Source organism: Sphingomonas glacialis, from assembly GCF_014653575.1.
Classification (GTDB): Bacteria; Pseudomonadota; Alphaproteobacteria; order Sphingomonadales; family Sphingomonadaceae; genus Sphingomonas; species Sphingomonas glacialis.
This window is the reverse complement of sequence record NZ_BNAQ01000001.1, coordinates 1,285,668-1,304,557: the sequence shown is the minus strand read 5'-3', so window position 1 is coordinate 1,304,557 and position 18,890 is coordinate 1,285,668. Positions and strand designations below refer to the sequence as shown.

The following is an 18,890-nucleotide window of genomic DNA, read 5'->3' as shown; positions in this document are numbered from 1 at the left end:
CACCCCGCCGCCAAAGCTGTGGAAGAGCATGAAGCATCGCGGCGGTCGGGGAGACCGCTCGGCGCTCGGCATGTGGTTCTGGGATATCGACCGGATGCTGCTGCTGCTGACGCTGCTGCTGGTGGCGGTCGGGCTCGTTGCGGTCGGTGCGGCGTCGCCGGCCGCTGCGACACGCTATTCGGACGGCAAGCATGTCGTCCCGCCGCTGTTCTATCTGTGGTGGCAGCTCGCCTGGGTCGGCGTGTCGCTCCCCGTGCTGCTCGTCGTCTCGATGCTGCCCGTGCCGGTCGCGCGACGGATGGCGCTGATCGGCACCGTCGCGTGTCTGATATTGCTGATGCTCGTGCCGGTGATCGGCGTGCAGAAGAACGGCGCGACACGCTGGCTCAACCTCGGCGTGTCGCTGCTCCAGCCGTCCGAGTTCCTCAAACCCTTCTTCATCGTCACCGCCGCCTGGGTGCTGTCGATGCGCGCGCAGGACGAATCGCTGCCGGTGGTCATCATCACCGGCGGGATGACCGCGCTCGTCGCGCTGTTGCTGATGCTCCAGCCCGATTTCGGGCAGACCGTGGTGTTCTGCGCGGTGTGGATGGCGTTGCTGATGATCTCGGGCACGTCGCTCAAGGTGATCGGCGGGCTGATCGCCGCAGTGCCGCTGGGGCTGGGGGCGGCCTATATGTTCTACGGGACGGCACGCGCGCGGATCAACGCATTCCTGTTCCCCGATGCAGACGGCATCGGCGCGGCCGACCATTTCCAGACCAATGCCGCGCACGACACGATCACCGCGGGCGGCTGGCGCGGGACCGGCCCTGGCGGCGGCGCGATGAAGTTCCGGCTGCCCGAGGGGCATACCGACTATATCTTCTCGGTGATCGGCGAGGAATTCGGGCTGATCGCGTGCATGATCATCGCGTTTCTGTTCCTTGCGATCGTCGTACGGGTGTTCGTCAAGCTGCTCGACGAGCAGGACGAATTCCGCCTGTTCGCCGCCGCCGGGCTCGCGACGCAGTTCGGCGTGCAGGCGCTGATTTCGATGGCGGTCAACACCGGGCTCGCGCCGTCGAAGGGGATGACGCTGCCCTTCATCAGCTATGGCGGATCGTCGCTTGTCGCGCTGTCGATCGGGATGGGGTTGCTGCTGGCGTTTACCCGGCGCAATCCGTTCGTTACGCGATCCAAATATATCGCGCATCGGAGCGGCATATGATGGCAAAGCATTTCGTATTGGCAGCAGGCGGCACCGGCGGGCACATGGTCCCGGCCGCCGCCCTTGCCGCCGAGCTGATCCAGCGTGGGCATTATGTCGCGCTCGTCAGCGATGAGCGCGGCGTGCGCTTTCCCGGGCTGTTCGAGGGGATCCAGACGCATATCCTCCCTGCCGGACGCCTGACCGGTGGACCGATCGGCTATCTGAAGGCGGCGCGCGCGATGCTCAACGGGCGCGCGATGGCGATCGAGCTGTACAAGAGCTTCCGCCCCGATGCGGTGATCGGCTTCGGCGGCTACCCCGCGCTGCCGGCGCTGCTCGGCGCGTTCAACCAAGGCATTCCGACCGCGGTGCACGAACAGAACGCCGTGCTCGGCCGCGTCAACCGGCTCGTCGCAGGCAAGGTCGATGCGATCGCCACCTCCTACGCCGACGTTGCTCGGCTCAAGCCGAAGCTGCTGGCGAAGACGCATCTCGTCGGCAATCCGGTGCGCGACGCGGTGCTCGCCTTGCGCTCCAAGCCGTATCCGCTGCTCGAGGAGGACGGTATCTTCCGCGTCCTCGTCACCGGCGGGAGCCAGGGCGCGAGCGTCCTCTCGCAGGTCGTCCCCGACGGCCTTTCGATGTTGCCCGTCGCCTTTCGGCGGCGTCTGCAAGTCACCCACCAGGCGCGGATCGAGGATATCGAGGCCTGCCGCGCCAAATATGCCGAGCTGTCGATTGCCGCTGACCTTGCCACGTACTTGCCCGACATGCCCGAACAGCTCGCCTGGGCGCATCTCGTGATCGCCCGCGCAGGGGCCTCGACGCTCGCCGAACTGACCTGTGCTGGGCGTCCGGCGATCCTCGTGCCGCTCCCCTCGGCGACCGACGATCACCAGACCGCCAATGCGCGCGAGATGACGCAAGCGGGCGGCGCGCGGACGATCGATCAGCGTCACTTCACCCCGGTCGAGCTTGCCAAGCAGATGCAGAAGCTCGGGCTCGACCCCGAAGCGCTGCAGAACGCCGCCGGGCGTGCGCGGGCGTGCGGGCGGCCCGATGCCGTGCGCGACCTTGCCAACCTCGTCGAAAGCCTCGGCGATCCGCTCGGCGACATGCCGATCGGAAAGCCGCAGCCCGTAAAGGCAGCATTCGCATGAGGGGCGTCGCAACCGATATCGGGACGATCCACTTCGTCGGCATCGGCGGCATCGGCATGTCGGGCATCGCCGAGGTGATGAAGAACCTCGGCTATGCGGTGCAGGGGTCGGACGTGGCCGAGGGCTATGTCGTCGAAGGTCTGCGCGCGCGTGGCATCAAGGTGCTGATCGGGCACCATGCCGACAATCTCGGCGACGCCGCGGTGATCGTGACGTCGACCGCGATCAAGCGCGGCAACCCCGAAGTCGAGGCCGCGCTCGAACGGCGCATCCCGGTGGTGCGGCGCGCGGAGATGCTCGCCGAGCTGATGCGGCTGAAATCGACCGTCGCGGTCGCGGGAACGCACGGCAAGACGACGACGACGTCGATGGTCGCGGCGCTGCTCGATGCGGGCGGGGTCGATCCGACCGTGATCAATGGCGGGATCATCAATTCCTATGGCTCGAACGCGCGATTGGGCGCGAGCGACTGGATGGTGGTCGAGGCCGACGAGAGTGACGGCAGCTTCCTGCGTTTGGACGGCACGATCGCGGTAGTCACCAATATCGATCCCGAGCATCTCGACCACTATGGCTCGTTCGACGCGGTGAAGGATGCGTTCGTCGAGTTCGTCGAGAACGTGCCCTTCTATGGCGCGGCCTTGCTGTGCCTCGATCATCCCGAAGTGCAGAACATCATCCCGCGCGTCCGCGACCGGCGTGTCGTGACCTATGGTTTCTCGGCGCAGTCCGACGTGCGCGGGGTGAACGTGACGCCGATCCCGGGCGGCAACCGCTTCGAGGTGATCGTCCGTCACCGTGACGGGACGACGCGCTCGATCGAGGGGATCGAAATGCCGATGCCGGGGCGCCACAACGTCCAGAACGCGCTCGCCGCGATCGGCGTCGCGCTCGAGCTCGGGATCGACGACGCGACGATCCAGCAGGGGTTCGCCAAGTTCGGCGGCGTGAAGCGGCGCTTCACCAAGGTGGGCGAGACGGGTGGCGTCACGATCATCGACGATTACGGGCATCACCCGGTCGAGATCCGCGCAGTGCTGTCGGCAGCGCGCGAGGGTGTCGAGAATCGCGTGATCGCGGTGGTGCAGCCGCATCGCTTCTCGCGATTGGGCGATTTGATGGAAGAGTTCCAGGGCGCGTTCAACGATGCCGACATGGTGTTCGTGGCGCCAGTCTATGCAGCTGGCGAGGCGCCGGTCGAGGGGGTCGATGCCGAGGCGTTGGTCGAGGGGTTGAAGCGGCGCGGGCATCGCTCGGCGGCGACGATCGCCGGGCCCGAGGCGCTCGCGACGCGGTTGGCGGAGGTGGTGCAGCCGGGCGACATGGTGGTCTGCCTGGGGGCAGGGGATATTACCAAGTGGGCTGCAGGTTTGGCGGCTGGTATCGAGGGCGCGCGATGAGCGTGAGCGAGTCTTCTCTGTCTTCTCCTGCTGCTTCTTCCCCCCTCCCGCTCGCGGGAGGGGCCGGGGGAGGGCCTTCTTCTTCAGGCGTCGCCCAAGCTTCCAGGTCATTCCCTCCCCTAGCCCAGTCCGAGGTGAACGATGCCCCGCATCGTTCAGGTCATGCCGGGGGCATGACCGACCTCGGACTCGCAAGCGGGCGGGGGATTGAAGGTAGGGTCACCGACAATGCGCCACTCGCCCCGCTCGTCTGGTTCAAATCCGGCGGCGCGGCGCAGTGCCTGTTCGAACCCAAGGACGTCGCCGACCTCAGCGCCTTCCTCGCCGCGCTCGACCCCAGCATCCCCGTCCTCCCGCTGGGTCTCGGCTCGAACCTGATCGTGCGTGACGGCGGCGTTCCCGGCGTGGTGATCCGCCTCGGCAAGCCCTTCGCCAAGGTCGAGACGCTCGACGCGACGACTCTCCGCTGCGGCGGCGGCGCGAGCGGGATCCTCGTGTCGTCGAGCGCGCGCGATGCTGGCATCGGCGGGGTCGAGTTCCTGCGGTCTATCCCCGGCACGGTCGGCGGCTTCGTGCGGATGAACGGCGGCGCATACGGGCGCGAGACCAAGGACGTGCTCGTCGAGTGCGAGATCGTCTTGCGCTCGGGCGAGCGGCAGACGCTCGCAGTCGAGGCGCTGGGCTACACCTATCGCCACTCGACGCTGCCCGCTGGTGCCGTCGTCGTGAGCGCGACCTTCCGCGGTCATCCCGAGGACCCGGCAGTCATCCAGGCCGAGATGGACCGCATCGCCGCCGAGCGCGAGGCGTCGCAGCCGTTGCGCTCGAAGACCGGCGGTTCGACCTTCAAGAATCCGCCCGGCCACAAGGCCTGGGCGCTGATCGACGCCGCCGGCTGCCGGGGCCTGCGGCGCGGCGATGCGCAGGTCAGCGAGAAGCATTGCAATTTCCTGCTCAACCTCGGCGCGGCGACGAGCGCTGATATCGAGGCGCTCGGCGAGGATGTCATCGCGCGCGTGAAGGCGCAGTCCGGGGTGACGCTCGAGTGGGAAATTCAGCGGGTGGGTGAAGAGTCGTGAGTTTGCATGTCGCAGTCCTGATGGGCGGCTGGTCGGCCGAGCGCGAAGTGTCGCTGATGTCGGGCGCTGGCGTTGCCGATGCGCTCGAATCGCTCGGGCACCGCGTGACGCGGATCGACATGGGGCATGACGTCGCGGCAAAGCTCGCCGAGGCGAAACCCGATATCGTCTTCAACGCGCTCCACGGGACGCCCGGCGAGGATGGGGCGGTGCAGGGCATGCTCGATCTGATGGGGCTGACCTATACGCATTCGGGGCTCGCCACCTCGGTCATCGCGATCGACAAGCAGCTGACCAAGCTGTTGCTCGTCCCCGCCGGGATCCCGATGCCGGGCGGGCGGATCGTCAAGAGCGAGACGCTGTACGACGACGACCCGTTGCCGCGCCCGTATGTGCTCAAGCCCGTCAACGAAGGCTCGTCGGTCGGCGTGGCAATCGTCACTGCCGAGGGTAACTACGGCAACCCGATCGCGCGCAGCACGCCCGGGCCGTGGAGCGCGTTCGACGAATTGCTCGCCGAGCCGTACATCCGCGGCCGCGAGCTCACCACCGCGGTGCTCGGCGACACAGCGCTCGGCGTCACCGAGCTCAAGCCACTCACCGGCTGGTACGATTACGAATCGAAATATACCGACGGCAAGACCGAGCACATCTTCCCCGCCGCGATCCCCGACGAGATCACCCAAGCGTGCAAGCAGATCGCGCTCGACGCGCATCGCCTGCTCGGCTGCAAGGGCGCGTCGCGCTCCGATTTCCGCTGGGACGACGAGGCCGGGGTCGAGGGGCTGTTCCTGCTCGAGGTCAACACCCAGCCGGGGATGACCCCGCTCAGTCTGGTGCCCGAACAGGCCAAGCATTGCGGGATTTCCTATCCGCAGCTCGTTCAGGCGATCGTCGACGAGGCGGTGAAGGATCGGGCGCTGAAAGAAAAGGCGCCATGAGCAGCGGCACGATCAAGCGCGGCACCGCGCGTCGCCCGGTCCAGCCCAAGCGGCGCAAGCCGCCCAAGGCGTCGACGATCGACAAGCTGATCGCGATGCTGCCGGTCAGCGAAGCGACGCTCCACAAGATCGCGACCTGGTCGATCATGGGTGCGGTCGGCGCGGCGCTGCTCGGCGCGGCGACCTATCTCGGCGTTCCCGCGGCGATCGGCAGCGCGATCGGCGAGGGGATCGGCGATGCGGGGTTCCGCGTCACCAACATCCAGATCACCGGTCTCAAGCGGATGGACCACAACGTCATCTACAAGATCGCGGCGAACCAGCCGTCGATGGCGATGCCACTCGTCAGCCTCGAGAAGATCCGCCAGGATCTGCTCGCACACAGCGGCTGGATCGAGGATGCGCACGTCTCGCGGCGGCTGCCCGACACGCTGATGGTCAATGTCATCGAGCGCACGCCGAGCGCGATCTGGCAGAACAAGGGCCAGCTCTCGCTGATCTCGGCGAACGGAACGTGGCTCGAGCCGGTCAATCCCGAGGCGATGCCCGATCTGCCGCTGGTGATCGGCGCGCACGCCAATGAGCAGGAGCCGGCGTATCGGCAATTGCTCGACGTCGCGCCGGCGTTGCGCGGCCAGGTCAAGGCGGCGACCTGGGTCGGCAACCGCCGCTGGACGCTGACCTTCGAGAGCGGCGAGACGCTCGCTCTGCCCGAGGGCGACGCGGCGGCGGGCAAGGCGCTGGTCCGTTTCGCGCAGCTCGACGGGGTCAAGCCGCTGCTCGGCAAGGGCTGGCTCGGCTTCGACATGCGCGATCCGACGCGGCTGGTGGCGCGCAAGCCTGGGTTGGTCGACAACAAGGCGATCACTGATCCCACGGCGACGACGCCCGCAGGGACGCCGGTGACGGGGCAGGCGACCCCGGCGGAGAAATCGGGCGTGATCGAAGCGAAACAATCGGGGCCAGCAGGCCAAGGATAGCGTAAGCGGGCGGAACAGGGGACAAGCAGATGGCGAAGACAGCACCGGAAGGCCTCATCACCGCGCTCGACATCGGGTCGTCCAAGGTGTCGGCGATGATCGCGCAGAAGGGTGACGGCGGCGAGTTGATCGTGCTCGGCACCGGCCAGCGCGAGAGTCGCGGCGTCAAGCGCGGCTATATCGCCGATGCCGCCGCGACCGAAGTCGCGGTGCGCGAGGCGGTCGAGCAGGCCGAGCGGATCGCGGGCACCAACATCGAGAACGTGTGGGTCAGCTTCTCGGCCGGTGGCCTCGTATCCGACGTCGCGTCGATCGAGTTCGAGCTCGGCGGCCACCGCGTCGAGCAGTCCGACATCGACGCGCTGCTCCAGGCGGGTCGCGATTCGATCGACCCGGCGGGGCGGATGGTGCTCCACGCGCAGCCTGCGCTCTACACGCTCGATGGGTTGACCGGGGTAAAGCGCCCGCTCGGGCTGCATGCCGACCGGCTCGGCGTCCATATCCATGTCGTCGCTGCCGACGGGTCGCCGGTGCGCAACCTTGGGCTGTGCGTCGCGAATGCGCATCTCGAGGTGAAGTCGATCATCGCATCGCCCGTCGCGACCGGCATGGCGTGCCTGTCCGACGAGGAGCGCGAGCTCGGCGTCGCGCTGGTCGAACTGGGGGCAGGGATTACCAACGTCTCGCTGTTCGCCGGCGGGATGCTCGTCGGGCTGATGTCGATCCCGATCGGCGCGCAGGACATTACCGACGACATCGCCTCGGCCTTCGGCACGCGCCGCGCGCAGGCCGAGCGGATGAAGTGCGTCCACGGCTCGGCCAATGCGTCCCCGCGCGACAATCACGAGATGATCGACGTCGCGCCGATCTCGGCCGAGGACGACGCGCATGACGGCACGCGGATCACCAAGGCGCAGCTGATCGCCGTGATCCGCCAGCGGCTCGACCATCTGATCGGCGAAGTCGGCAAGGCGCTTGCCGAGCTGAAGTTCGAAGGGCCGGTCGGGCGCCAGGTCGTGCTGACTGGCGGCGGGGCGGAGCTCAAGGGCATCGCCGATTACGCGCAGCAAGCGCTCGGCCGCTCGGTGCGGATCGGCCGCCCGCGCGGGCTGACCGCGTTGCCCGAGGCGCATGCCGGGCCGGCGTTCGCGACGCTCGCCGGGCTCGCATTCTACGCGGCGGCCGATCCGGTCGATCTGCGCGCGCTGTCGAGCAAGCAGCAATTGGTCCATCGCCCGAAGGGTTTCGCGCTGTTCCGACGCCTCATGGCGGCAGCCCGCGCGAATTATTAAAGATTTGCTACTGGATTGTGCGGTTCGCTCTGGAAGGACCGCCAGCGATGGTGCAAGACTACACCTATATCAGTTTGGCGCCGGGGTGTGGGCGCACGTTGGAGACCGGACATGAGCATCGAATTTTTGCCGCCAGAAGTCGATGAGCTCACGCCGCGCATCGCGGTGATCGGCGTTGGCGGCGCTGGCGGCAACGCCATCGCCAACATGATGCGTGCCGATGTGCAGGGCGTCGAGTTCCTCGTCGCCAACACCGACTCGCAGGCGCTCAAGCAGTCGACCGCGAGCCACAAGATCCAGCTCGGTGCGAAGATCACGCAAGGCCTCGGCGCCGGCTCGCGCCCCGAGATCGGGCGTGCGGCGGCCGAAGAGACGATCGAGCAGGTCACCAAGATGCTCGAAGGCTCGCACATGTGCTTCATCGCCGCCGGCATGGGTGGCGGCACCGGCACCGGTGCGGCGCCTGTCATCGCCAAGGCGGCACGTGACATGGGCATCCTGACGGTCGGCGTCGTCACCAAGCCGTTCGCCTTCGAGGGCACGCGCCGCGCGAAAAGCGCTGAGGCGGGCATCGAGGAACTGCAGAAGTATGTCGACACGCTGATCGTCATCCCCAACCAGAACCTGTTCCTCGTCGCCAATGCGAACACGACCTTCAAGGAAGCGTTCCAGATGGCCGACGAAGTTCTGCAGCAGGGCGTGCGCGGGATCACCGACCTGATGGTCATGCCCGGCCTCATCAACCTCGATTTCGCCGACGTCCGTTCGGTGATGCAGGAAATGGGCAAGGCGATGATGGGCACCGGCGAGGCCGAGGGCGACAATCGCGCGATCGAGGCGGCATCGAAGGCGATCGCCAACCCGCTGCTCGACGGTGTCAGCATGAAGGGCGCCAAGGGCGTCATCGTGTCGATCACCGGTGGCGACGACATGCGCCTGCTCGAAGTCGACGAAGCCGCGAACCACATCCGCGAGCTGGTCGACGAAGACGCCAACATCATCTGGGGCTCGGCGTTCAACCCCGATCTCGAGGGCAAGATCCGCGTTTCGGTGGTCGCCACCGGGATAGAGGCCGAAGTGCGCCCCGTTCCGGCAGCGCCGCCGGCGTCGCGCGCGTTCAGCTTCTCGGGCACCAAGAAGACCGAGACGCCGGCGGCTCCCGCGGCTGACCCCGCGCCTGCCGACGAAGCGGCACCCGAGCCCGCGTCGCAGGATGACGAGCTGGTGCTCGGCAGCGAGACCGTGGTCGCCCCCGAGCCGGCACCCGCTCCGGCCCCTGCGCCCGCACCGGTGACGAGCTTCGACGACACGGCCCCCGCGCCATCGGCACCCGCTGCCGATGATACGGCCGCCGAAGCGCCGACGCGCCGCCGCTGGCTGTCGCCGGGCGCGCCCGCCGCCGAGGCGGCTCCCGCCGCCCCTGAACCCGCGCCCGCGGCGCCAGCGCCGCGCGTCAAGCTTGGCGGCACGCTGTTCGAGCGCATGTCGAGCGTCTCGCGCGGCGCCGCGCGCGACGAGGAGCCCGCCGCCGACAAGGATCCGCTTGATATCCCGCGCTTCCTGCATCGGCAGAACAACCAGTAACGATCCGCGGCGGACCACGGCGAGCGCTCCTGATCGGGCGCTCGCCGTCACTGGGTGTCGATTGGTCGCAGCGCGGCCGGGCGGTCGCTTGCCGCCTGCGCGATAAACCGCTCTAGGACTGACCATGCGCGCCGTTCGTCTTATTGCCTCCGTATCTGCGCTGACGCTTGCGTCTGCGGCGAATGCGCAGTCGAGCTATCCCTCGCCCTATGGCAGCTCGCCTTATGCCAGCGTGCCGTCGCCTTATAGCGTGCAGCCGCTCTCGGATGCCGATCTGCTCGCGAGTCAGATCCGGCTGCTCGCGGCAAATCCGCAGGATTTGCAGGCGCTGATCCGGGCGGGCGAACTCGCGCTGAGGCTCGACGATGATACCGCAGCTGCCGCCTTCTTCGCGCGCGCCGAGCGGATCGATCCCCGTAATGCGCGCGTCAAGGCGGGCGAGGGCAGCTTGCTCGTCTCAGCCGAGCGGCCCGGCGACGCGCTGCGCCATTTCGCCGAGGCCGAGCGGTTGGGCGCCGATCCGCGCAGTTTCGCCGCCGACCGCGGTCTGGCCTATGACCTGATCGGCGAGCAGGAGCGCGCGCAGCGCGACTACCGCGTGGCCCTGCGCGCTGGCGCGAATGACGAGACGCAGCGACGCTATGCGCTGTCGCTCGGCATTTCGGGCAAGCGCGAGCTCGCGCTCACGCAGATCGACCAGCTGTTGCGCAAGAGCGATCGTGGCGCGTGGCGCGCGCGCGCCTTCATCCTGGCGATGGCGGGCGACAAGGCCGGCGCCGAGAAGATCGCGACGAGCATGATGCCGAGCGGGATGGCGCAAGGGTTGCAGCCGTTCTTCGAGATCCTGTCGAGTTTGCGCCCCGCCGACCGCGCGTTTGCGGTGCATTTCGGCGAAGTGCGGCCGAGCCTCGACCGCGTCAACGACGCGCGGCTTGTGCCCCCGCTTGCGGCGCTCGGTCCCGATCCGACCGCGCCGGTCCAGGTCGCGGCGGTGGTCAAGGCACCCGTCGTGGTCGACGCGCGCGAGGAGCGCCGCCGCGCCAAGGAAGCGCGCCGCAATCGTGGACGCGTCGAGGTCGTCGCGAGCGTGGCGCCACCACCACCGCCGCCGCTTCCCGCACCACCGTCGTACGGAGCGATCGCGCCGCGCACCGCGCTTGCCGCCAACGCGCCGATGACGGGCGCGCCGACGGCGACCTTTGTCCAGCGCCTGCCGGGTACGCCGGCGGTGCAATCGCCCTACGCGCAACCGCAGCGCGCGCCCGCCACACCCTATGTGCAGCCGCTGCCGGCCGTGCCCTACGCGCAAGCGCTGCCCGCGCCGCGCTACGTCCAACGCGCGCCGGTGACGGCCGCGCAAGCCGCCAACACCGCAGCGATGGCGCAGCTTCGCACCCTTCCCACGACGCCGAGCGTGACCGTGCCGTCGCGTCCAATCCAGACGGCGGCTGCCCCGACCCAGGCCACGATCGCGGCGCCGGCAGCGACCGTCGCTGCGCCGCTGCCCGTCGCGGTGCCGCAAGTCAGCGCTCCGGTGGTGAGAGCGCCCGCGCCGACAGCGGTTGCCTCGGCAACGGCCGCGCCGGTTGTGCTCGCCGCGTCGAACATCCCGCTGCCTGTCGGCGATCGTGGCACAGCGGCGTCGACGACGCGCCTCGGCGCGACGCCGGGCGGGCTCGTCGCAGCACCGAGCATCAGCACGGCGGGCGCGGCTGTTCCGTCGCAGGCGACTGCTCCGACTCAGATCGCCACGGCGCCGCCCGGCGGTACGCTCGCAGCGGCGGCGGAAAGCGCGACGATCGTTGCAGCGACGCCTGCACCGGTTGACGTCGCGCCAACCCCGGTCGCGCCTACGCCAGCGGCGCCGACACCCGTCCGCAGCGAGGATTCGATCCTCGCGGCGATCATCTCCGACATCAAGGTGCCCGCCAACGAGTCGCCGGTCGAAACCGCGCCGAGCCCGACCCCCGCACCGATCGAGCGTGCGCGCGCTGTGGTCCCGCCCGTGGATACGACCCGAGCCGATGAAGTAGCGGCGCAGAAGAAGCTGGCAGCCGAGAAGAAGCTCGCCGACAAGAAAGCCGCCGATCAGCTGGCGCTCGCCGAAGCGAAGAAGGCGGCTGCCGACAAGAAGCTCGCCGACACCAAGAAGGCCGCTGCCGACAAGAAGATCGCCGACGCGAAGAAAGCCGTCGCCGACAAGAAACTGGCGGACGCCAAGAAGGCGGCTGAGGAAAAGCGTAAGAACGATCCCAAGCTGCTCGAGCCGTCGCGGATCTGGGTTCAGGTCGCGGGCGGCGCGAACGAGAACGATCTGCCCAAGCAATGGTCGAAGCTGCGCAGCGGCAACAAGCAGCTCGCCGGCCGCAGCGGCTGGACGACGCCGCTGCGCGCGACCAACCGGATCCTGACCGGCCCGTTCAAGACCGACGACGAAGCGCAGGCGTTCGTCAACAAGATCGCCAAGGACGGCGTATCGGGCTTCGTTTTCGTCAGCGACGCCGGCCAGAAGATCTCCAAGCTCGGCGCCAAATGACCCTTCGATTGATGGACTACCGACCGGTATGACGCTGCTTGCGCCCTGGGCCTCTCACCCGGAGCGCAGCCGCGGTCGCCTCCATGAAGAACAAAAGGGGAGCGCCCCCGGTGGCGCGCGCGGCCCGCGCGATGCCTTCCAGCGTGACCGCGACCGGATCATCCATTCGATCAGCTTTCGGCGGCTGCGCCACAAGACGCAGGTGTTCATGGCGCCCGACGGCGACCATTTCCGCGTCCGGCTGACGCACAGCCTCGAAGTCGCGCAGATCGCGCGCACGATTGCGCGCACGCTCGGCCTCAACGAGGATCTGACCGAGGCACTGTCGCTCGCGCACGACATCGGCCATCCGCCGTTCGGCCACGCCGGCGAGGATGCGCTTCAGGCGGCGCTGGCCGAGCAGGGCGGGTTCGACCATAACGGCAACACGCTGCGCGCGCTGATGACGATCGACAGCCCGTATCCGCGCTGGAACGGGCTCAACCTGACATGGGAAACGCTCGAGGGGCTCGCCAAGCATAACGGGCCGGTCAAGCGCCCCCGCTGGGCGCTGGCGGATTGCGACGCGGCGTTTCCGCTCGATCTGGGCAATTGGTCCAGCCTCGAGGCGCAAGTCGCGGCGATTGCCGACGACATCGCCTATGACAATCACGATATCGATGATGGCCTGCGCGCTGGCTTGCTGACGCTCGACCAATTGCTCGAAGTGCCGCTAATCGCACGCGGCTGGGATTCCGTGCGCGCGCGCTTTTCCGATGTCGCACCGGCGCGGCTCGTCGGCGAGCTGATCCGCTCGCAGATCGGTGCGATGGTCAACGATCTGATCGCCGAGACTCGATCGCGGCTGGTCGGGATTAATGATAGCGCCGACGTGCGCGCGGCGGGGCGCTGCCTGGTCGGCTTCTCGGATGAAATGCGCGAGGACGAGCGGATCCTCAAGCGCTTCATGTACGCGAACCTCTACCACCACCCGCGCCAGCTCGAGGCGGCGCGCGCGGCGGAAGGGATCATAATAGGGTTGTTTGCCGCCTATCGCGCAGATGCGCGGCTGATGCCGGCGGATTGGGCGGCGCGGATCCCGGCTGAAGAGCCGTGGCGCAGCCGCCACATCGCCGATTTCATCGCCGGGATGACCGATCATTACGCAGTGTCGCGTTACCGCGAGGTGGTCGGTCCAATCGATTTGCCCGAAGGTTTCTGAACCCGGCACTCGATACGCCTTGAGCGTGTCGCTCCGCTTGCCATTGGCAGTCGGAGCAACACGCCCGGCCCGAACGGCTTAGCGGAATGCCAGCTCGGTCGACGAGGTCAGCTTGGCCTGCGCGTTGGGGACGACGAACGAGACTGGGGTCCCGCCCGAAACGCCAGTCACCTGGTCGCCGCGGACGTTGAGCTCGAACGCGCTGCCCGACTGGCGGCGGCCGCTGATCAGGACGTGGTCGCCCTTGTCGATCGTCTTGTAGGTGTAAGTCTCGCCGTCGCGCGTGAAGGTGTGGCTGGCGGAATCCGTGGCAAGCGCAGGCGAAACCGTGGCAGCAAGCAGGGCCGTAGCGGCGAAAATGGTCTTGATCATGATCGTTCCTTCCGAATTTCGAAAGCCGATCGCGCATCCTCTCCACAGAAGATGATTGTGATGATGGGACTAACATATTGCGGTGCAGCATGAGCCCAAGCGCAAAGAATGCGCGACCAGTTGCACGAAACGAAAGCGTCTGACCGTAGCGGGCATAATTCTGCGACAGATTGCGGTGATACCTCCGCACGGCGTAAAGAAGGACGCGGTGATGACGAAGGCAAGTATCGCACTCAATCGGTTCGGTTTGGGCGCACGCGGCGATCAGCCGATTCCGGCCGACCCGGTTGCATGGCTGAACGGGCAGTTCGCGCATTATGATCCCCGTCCCGATGCGATCGCCTCGGCGCCGACGAGCGCGGCGGTATCGGCCGATCTCGCCGACTATTTCCGCCAGCAGCGCGCGCTGCGCGCGCAGCAGGGTGGCAAACCGGGCGTGCCGCCTGGTCCTCCTGCCGCAGTCGCGCCGATGCCGGGATCGGCACCCGCGGGATTGCAGATGGGGGCGCAGTCGGTCCAGCCGCCGGGGATGGCGCCGTCGCCGCCGGCCGCAAAGCCGATGCCCGACGATGCGATGAAGCAGGCGCGTCAGTTCGCCGCGCGCACCGGGCGCGGGGATTATGCCGGCGCGGTCGGCGCGCGGGTGACGCAGGCACTGATCACCGACACGCCGTTCGTCGAGCGACTGGTGCATTTCTGGGCGAACCATTTTGCGGTTTCGGCCGATAAGCTCCAGGTGGTCGGGCTGGCGGGAACGCTCGAATTCGAGGCGATCCGGCCGCATGTACTCGGCAGTTTCCACGACATGCTGATGGCGGTGGAACAGCATCCCGCGATGCTGCTCTATCTCGATCAGGCGGTGTCGGTCGGTCCGAATTCGCCGCTCGGTCAACGGATCGCCGCACGCGCGGCCGGGAATGGTGGGCGCAAGGTCGGCCTCAACGAGAATCTCGCGCGCGAGATCCTCGAGCTGCATACGCTCGGCGTGCGGACGGGCTATAGCCAGGCCGACGTCACCGAATTCGCGCGCGCGATGACGGGTTGGACCGTCGCCGGTATCGGGCAGGGGCCGGGCGCTCGCGCCGCCGGGACCGATGGCTTGCCGGGCGATTTCGTCTTTGCCGCACCGTTGCACGAACCAGGCGACCGCATGGTGATGGGCAAGACCTATCCCGCAGGCGGAGTCGAGCAGGCGAGCGCGGTGCTCGCCGACGTGGCGGTTTCGCCCGCCACCGCGAGCCACATCGCGACCAAGCTCGCGCGGCATTTCGCGGGCGACACCCCGCCGCCGGCGATGGTCGCGCGGCTGCAGGCGGCATTCGTCAAATCGGGCGGCGATCTGCCGAGCGTTTATCGCGCGCTGATCGCTTCGCCCGAGGCGTGGGTCGAGCAACCGCTCAAGTTCAAGACGCCGTGGGAGTGGACGATCTCCTCGATGCGCGCGCTGAACGTGAAGACCGCCGATCCACAGGCGATGGTCGGCCTGCTCAACCAGCTCGGCCAGCCGACGTGGAAGCCGGGGCAGCCGATCGGCTATGACGATATCGCCGGGAGCTGGGCCGGGCCCGATGCGGTGTTGCGGCGGGTCGAGGCCGCCGAACGCTTCGCCTCGCGCGCGGCAGCGGTCGACGCGCGCGCGCTTGGCCCCAAGATCCTGCCCGGTGCGGTAACCCCGGCGACGAGCACGGCGCTCGCCAATTGCGAGAGTCCGGCGCAAGCGCTCGCGCTGCTGCTCGTCGCTCCTGAATTCATGCGGAGATAGGCCATGTATTCCCCTATTCTTGATCGTCGCGCGTTCCTCGGTGCGGGGGCGCTCGCGCTCGCGCTTGCTCCGCGCATGGCGTTCGCCAAGGCCGAGACCGACAAGCGCTTCATCTTCATCATCCAGCGCGGCGCAGCCGACGGGATGGGCATCGTCGCGCCGGTCGGCGATCCGGCGTTCGTCGGCGCGCGTGGCGATCTCGCCGCCGATTTCGCGAGCGCGCCCAAGCTCGACGGGATGTTCGCGTTGCATCCGACGATGACGGCGCTGCAGGGGCTCTATGGCCGCAAGCAGGCGCTGTTCGCGCATGCCGTCGCCTCGCCGTACCGTGACCGCTCGCATTTCGACGGGCAGAACGTGCTCGAGAGCGGCGGAGTGAGCGCGTATCAAGTCAAGGATGGCTGGCTCAACCGGCTGCTCGGCGTGCTGCCGCCGACCGAAGCGAAGGCGATCGCGGTGTCGGCGACGGTGCCGCTCGCGCTGCGCGGCAAGCATGACGTGTCGTCCTATGCCCCCTCCAACCTGCCGCAGGCGTCGGACGATCTGATGCAGCGCGTGGCGATGCTCTATCAGGGCGACGCGCAGCTCCACGGGCTGTGGAGCGAGGCGATGAGCACGCGCGAGCTCACCAGCGACCTCGCGGCGGGCGGCGGCGCCAATGCGGTGGCGACGGGGGCGCTTGCCGCGCGGCTGCTCGCGCCCGCCAATGGCGCGCGGATCGCGATGATCGAGACCGGCGGGTGGGACACGCATACGCAGCAGCGCCAGCGGCTCGGCGCGCAGTTGAAGGGGCTCGACGGGATGATCGGCGCGCTGCAGGCGGGGCTTGGGCCGTTGTGGAGCGACACGATGGTGCTCGTCGCGACCGAGTTCGGGCGGACGGTCGCGGTCAATGGCACCGGCGGGACCGATCATGGCACGGGCAGCTCGGCGATGCTGCTCGGCGGCGCGGTGCGCGGCGGGCGGGTGCTGGCGGACTGGCCGGGGTTGCAAGCGGCGGCTTTGTTCGAGGGGCGCGATCTGAAGCCGACGCTGCAGCTCGACGCGTTCATCGCGGGCGCGGTGGCGGGGCATTTCGGCGTCGAGCCGGCGCGCGCGATGGCGGCGCTGTTCCCGCTGAGCAAGGGGACGAAGGCGGTCGACGGGCTGGTGTGACGCAGCCGTCACCCCGGACTTGATCCATGGATGCCGGCTCAAGCCCGGCATGACGGGCGTCTTCCGCGCCCCGGAGCGCCGGTGCTCCCTATCGCTGTTCGCCCTGAGCTTGTCGAAGGGCCCGTGCCCCGCGCGACGCGGTCGCGTGGGGAGGTCAGGGCTTCGACAGGCTCAGCCCGAACGGGGGAGGGGGCAGCGCAAATGCGTTCCTTACTTCGTCACCACCGGCAGCAACACCGCGCTCGCGCCCGCCGCGCCATGCTCGATCGTCACCGTCGCCTTCTTGTAGTCGGCAGGCTTCGCGAGGAAGATGTTCGGCACGAAAGTCTGCGGGTTGCGGTCATAGACCGGGAACAGCGACGACTGCACCTGCACCATGATCTTGTGCCCCGGCAGGAACTCATGGTTCACCGCCGGCAGACGGAACCGATACTGCTGCGTCTTGTTCGCCGGGATCGCGCTGGGCTTAGCGAAGCTCTCGCGATACCGCCCGCGGAAGATGTCGAGGCTGATCGCGAGCTGATAGCCGCCCATCTTGGGGTTGCTCGCCACTTCGTCGGGATAGACGTCGAGCAGCTTGACAACGATGTCGCCGTCGCTGCCGGTCGTCTTGGCGAAGATGTCGGCCCACGGCACGCCCGAAACCTTGACGGTCTTGGTCAGCGCAGGCGTCGAATAGCTCATCACGTCGGTGCGACCGTCGACCGAGCGCTGGTCCGAGACGAGCCAGTCGCCCCAGCGGCCATCGTCGAAATTGATCGGGCGCGGGAGGTAGGGGACCGGGTTGGCGGGGTCGGACACATAGCTGTCGCCACCGCTCGCCGCGCGCTCGAAGCCGAGTCCCTTGTCGGCCTGCAGATAGAGCGGGGTCAGCGGCGTGTCGCAGCCGGTGTCGCACGACAGCGGCCATTTGGGGAAACTGTCCCAATGGTTCGCACCAGTGTTGTAGATTGCGGCGGCGGGCAGCGTGACTGCCGGACCGTCCTTCAGATATTGGTTGAAGAACGGCAGCACCATGTCTTCGCGATATTGCTGCGCGGTGTCGCCGTTCCACGTCAGCGGACCGAGCGTGCGGCCCTCGCGATTGACTTGGCTGTGGCGCCACGGGCCCATCACGAGATAATTGTTCGACTGATGCCCGGCCTTGACGAGTGCCTCATAGCTGTGGATCCCGCCCCACATGTCCTCATGATCCCACAGGCCCTGTTCCCACAGCGTGGGAACGTTCGACGGGCTCGCCGCGAGCAAGGTGTCGAGCGCCTGGCCCGACCAGAAGCCATCATAGGCGGGATGCTCGACCATCCGCTTCCAGTACGGCAGCTGGTCGTAACCCGACTTCTTCGCCCAATCGCCCGCCGAGATCGTGCGGAAATTATCGTAATCGTCATAGCCACCCGACGGGGGCGCCTTGCCCTCGCCCTTGTAGCCAGTCTGCGACCCGAGCCAGCCGATATTGGGCAAGCGGAACGCGCCGTAATGGAACCAGTCGTCGCCCATCCAGCCGTCGATCATCGGGCTTTGCGGTGCTGCGACCTTCAGCGCGGGGTGCGGATGGAGCAGCGCCATCACCACGGTGAAGCCCTCGTACGACGATCCGATCATCCCGACGCGGCCGTTCGACTCCGGCAGGTTCGCCTTGTTCACCAGCCAGTCGATCGTGTCGTACGCATCGGTCGTGTGATCGACCTTGGTCTGGTTGAGCGGGCCGATGACCGGACGCGTGACGACATAGTCGCCTTCCGAGCCGTATTTGCCGCGAATGTCCTGATAGACTCGGATATAGCCGCCCTTGACGAACATCTCGTCGGCGAGCGGCAGCGTGGAGAGTTCGCTCGCGCTGTCGGTGCGGTGCGCGCGGCCCTTGGCGTTGTACGGCGTGCGCGTGAGGACGATCGGCGCGTTGGTCAGGCCCTTGGCGTAGACGATCACGGTGTAGAGCTTGGTCCCGTCGCGCATCGGGATCATCACCTCGCGCTTGACGTAATCGTTCTGCGCCTCGGGCGGGCTGAACTTGGCGGGGATGTCGCCGCCGACCGCGGCTGCGGCCGGCGCCTTCTGCTGGGCGTGGACCGGCGCGAGCGCGATCACCGCGGCGGTGGCGGCGAGCAGAAGGGCGTGGCGTTTCATGGGCGACCTTTCGGAAGGGAGATATGCCGTTGGTAGGCGCAGTGTGATGCTGCGATCAACCACCCAAATCCTCCCCGGAATGGGGAGGGGACCTTGCGGCTCCTCCACC

14 protein-coding genes are annotated in these 18,890 nt (G+C 67.8%); 12 read left to right on the top strand and 2 right to left on the bottom strand.

What is annotated here, in order from left to right:
- Positions 1–28: 28 nt before the first annotated feature.
- The 10 genes from IE187_RS06280 (at position 29) to IE187_RS06235 (ending at position 13,365) form a co-directional block, all read left to right on the top strand.
- Positions 29–1,210 carry an FtsW/RodA/SpoVE family cell cycle protein gene (locus tag IE187_RS06280; protein ID WP_189675603.1) on the top strand — a complete coding sequence of 394 codons (1,182 nt, stop codon included), beginning with the start codon at positions 29–31 and terminating at the stop codon, positions 1,208–1,210.
- Positions 1,210–2,352, top strand: coding sequence for an undecaprenyldiphospho-muramoylpentapeptide beta-N-acetylglucosaminyltransferase (gene murG, locus IE187_RS06275; RefSeq protein ID WP_189675483.1), 1,143 nt, complete (start codon positions 1,210–1,212; stop codon positions 2,350–2,352). Before IE187_RS06280 ends, murG begins: the two co-directional genes overlap by 1 nt.
- A complete protein-coding gene (gene murC, locus IE187_RS06270; RefSeq protein ID WP_189675482.1) occupies positions 2,349–3,752 on the top strand; it encodes a UDP-N-acetylmuramate--L-alanine ligase in 1,404 nt (467 codons plus the stop codon). Before murG ends, murC begins: the two co-directional genes overlap by 4 nt.
- A 173-nt stretch (positions 3,753–3,925) precedes the next feature.
- Positions 3,926–4,831, top strand: a complete 906-nt coding sequence (gene murB / locus IE187_RS06265) for a UDP-N-acetylmuramate dehydrogenase (protein WP_189675481.1) — start codon at positions 3,926–3,928, stop codon at positions 4,829–4,831.
- A complete protein-coding gene (locus IE187_RS06260; RefSeq protein WP_189675480.1) occupies positions 4,828–5,772 on the top strand; it encodes a D-alanine--D-alanine ligase in 945 nt (314 codons plus the stop codon). Before murB ends, IE187_RS06260 begins: the two co-directional genes overlap by 4 nt.
- Positions 5,769–6,752, top strand: coding sequence for a cell division protein FtsQ/DivIB (locus tag IE187_RS06255; RefSeq protein WP_189675479.1), 984 nt, complete (start codon positions 5,769–5,771; stop codon positions 6,750–6,752). The genes IE187_RS06260 and IE187_RS06255 overlap by 4 nt, the downstream gene beginning before the upstream one ends.
- Positions 6,753–6,781: 29 nt before the next feature.
- Positions 6,782–8,044: a cell division protein FtsA gene (gene ftsA, locus IE187_RS06250; protein WP_133190002.1), complete on the top strand. Its 1,263-nt coding sequence runs from the start codon at positions 6,782–6,784 to the stop codon at positions 8,042–8,044.
- A 111-nt stretch (positions 8,045–8,155) separates the two neighbouring features.
- Positions 8,156–9,628, top strand: a complete 1,473-nt coding sequence (ftsZ, locus tag IE187_RS06245) for a cell division protein FtsZ (protein ID WP_189675478.1) — start codon at positions 8,156–8,158, stop codon at positions 9,626–9,628.
- Positions 9,629–9,752: 124 nt separating this feature from the next.
- A complete protein-coding gene (locus tag IE187_RS06240) occupies positions 9,753–12,164 on the top strand; it encodes an SPOR domain-containing protein (RefSeq protein ID WP_189675477.1) in 2,412 nt (803 codons plus the stop codon).
- A 28-nt stretch (positions 12,165–12,192) separates the two neighbouring features.
- Positions 12,193–13,365, top strand: a complete 1,173-nt coding sequence (locus IE187_RS06235) for a deoxyguanosinetriphosphate triphosphohydrolase (RefSeq protein ID WP_189675476.1) — start codon at positions 12,193–12,195, stop codon at positions 13,363–13,365.
- A 78-nt stretch (positions 13,366–13,443) separates the two neighbouring features.
- Here the strand turns inward: IE187_RS06235 and IE187_RS06230 are convergent, their stop codons facing one another.
- On the bottom strand, positions 13,444–13,737 hold the full coding sequence (locus tag IE187_RS06230) for a hypothetical protein (RefSeq protein ID WP_189675475.1): 294 nt from the start codon (positions 13,735–13,737) through the stop codon (positions 13,444–13,446).
- Positions 13,738–13,948: 211 nt separating this feature from the next.
- On the opposite strand from IE187_RS06230, the gene IE187_RS06225 reads away from it, so the two are divergent.
- On the top strand, positions 13,949–15,499 hold the full coding sequence (locus IE187_RS06225) for a DUF1800 domain-containing protein (protein WP_189675474.1): 1,551 nt from the start codon (positions 13,949–13,951) through the stop codon (positions 15,497–15,499).
- 3 nt (positions 15,500–15,502) lie between these two features.
- Positions 15,503–16,654, top strand: a complete 1,152-nt coding sequence (locus IE187_RS06220; RefSeq protein WP_229839243.1) for a DUF1501 domain-containing protein — start codon at positions 15,503–15,505, stop codon at positions 16,652–16,654.
- Positions 16,655–16,864: 210 nt separating this feature from the next.
- Here IE187_RS06220 and IE187_RS06215 read toward each other — a convergent pair whose 3' ends face one another.
- Entirely contained in the window at positions 16,865–18,781 is a 1,917-nt protein-coding gene (locus IE187_RS06215; protein ID WP_189675473.1) for a CocE/NonD family hydrolase, read from the bottom strand.
- Positions 18,782–18,890: the final 109 nt, after the last annotated feature.

Bases quoted from the DNA above. Each gene is read 5' to 3' on its own strand.
- IE187_RS06280 (WP_189675603.1), top strand. From the start codon at position 29: ATGAAGCATCGCGGCGGTCGGGGAGACCGCTCGGCGCTCGGCATGTGG.
- murC (WP_189675482.1), top strand. From the start codon at position 2,349: ATGAGGGGCGTCGCAACCGATATCGGGACGATCCACTTCGTCGGCATC.
- IE187_RS06230 (WP_189675475.1), bottom strand. From the start codon at position 13,737: ATGATCAAGACCATTTTCGCCGCTACGGCCCTGCTTGCTGCCACGGTT.
- IE187_RS06235 (WP_189675476.1), top strand. From the start codon at position 12,193: ATGACGCTGCTTGCGCCCTGGGCCTCTCACCCGGAGCGCAGCCGCGGT.
- IE187_RS06225 (WP_189675474.1), top strand. From the start codon at position 13,949: ATGACGAAGGCAAGTATCGCACTCAATCGGTTCGGTTTGGGCGCACGC.
- IE187_RS06215 (WP_189675473.1), bottom strand. From the start codon at position 18,781: ATGAAACGCCACGCCCTTCTGCTCGCCGCCACCGCCGCGGTGATCGCG.
- ftsA (WP_133190002.1), top strand. From the start codon at position 6,782: ATGGCGAAGACAGCACCGGAAGGCCTCATCACCGCGCTCGACATCGGG.
- IE187_RS06220 (WP_229839243.1), top strand. From the start codon at position 15,503: ATGTATTCCCCTATTCTTGATCGTCGCGCGTTCCTCGGTGCGGGGGCG.
- murB (WP_189675481.1), top strand. From the start codon at position 3,926: ATGACCGACCTCGGACTCGCAAGCGGGCGGGGGATTGAAGGTAGGGTC.
- murG (WP_189675483.1), top strand. From the start codon at position 1,210: ATGGCAAAGCATTTCGTATTGGCAGCAGGCGGCACCGGCGGGCACATG.
- IE187_RS06255 (WP_189675479.1), top strand. From the start codon at position 5,769: ATGAGCAGCGGCACGATCAAGCGCGGCACCGCGCGTCGCCCGGTCCAG.
- ftsZ (WP_189675478.1), top strand. From the start codon at position 8,156: ATGAGCATCGAATTTTTGCCGCCAGAAGTCGATGAGCTCACGCCGCGC.
- IE187_RS06240 (WP_189675477.1), top strand. From the start codon at position 9,753: ATGCGCGCCGTTCGTCTTATTGCCTCCGTATCTGCGCTGACGCTTGCG.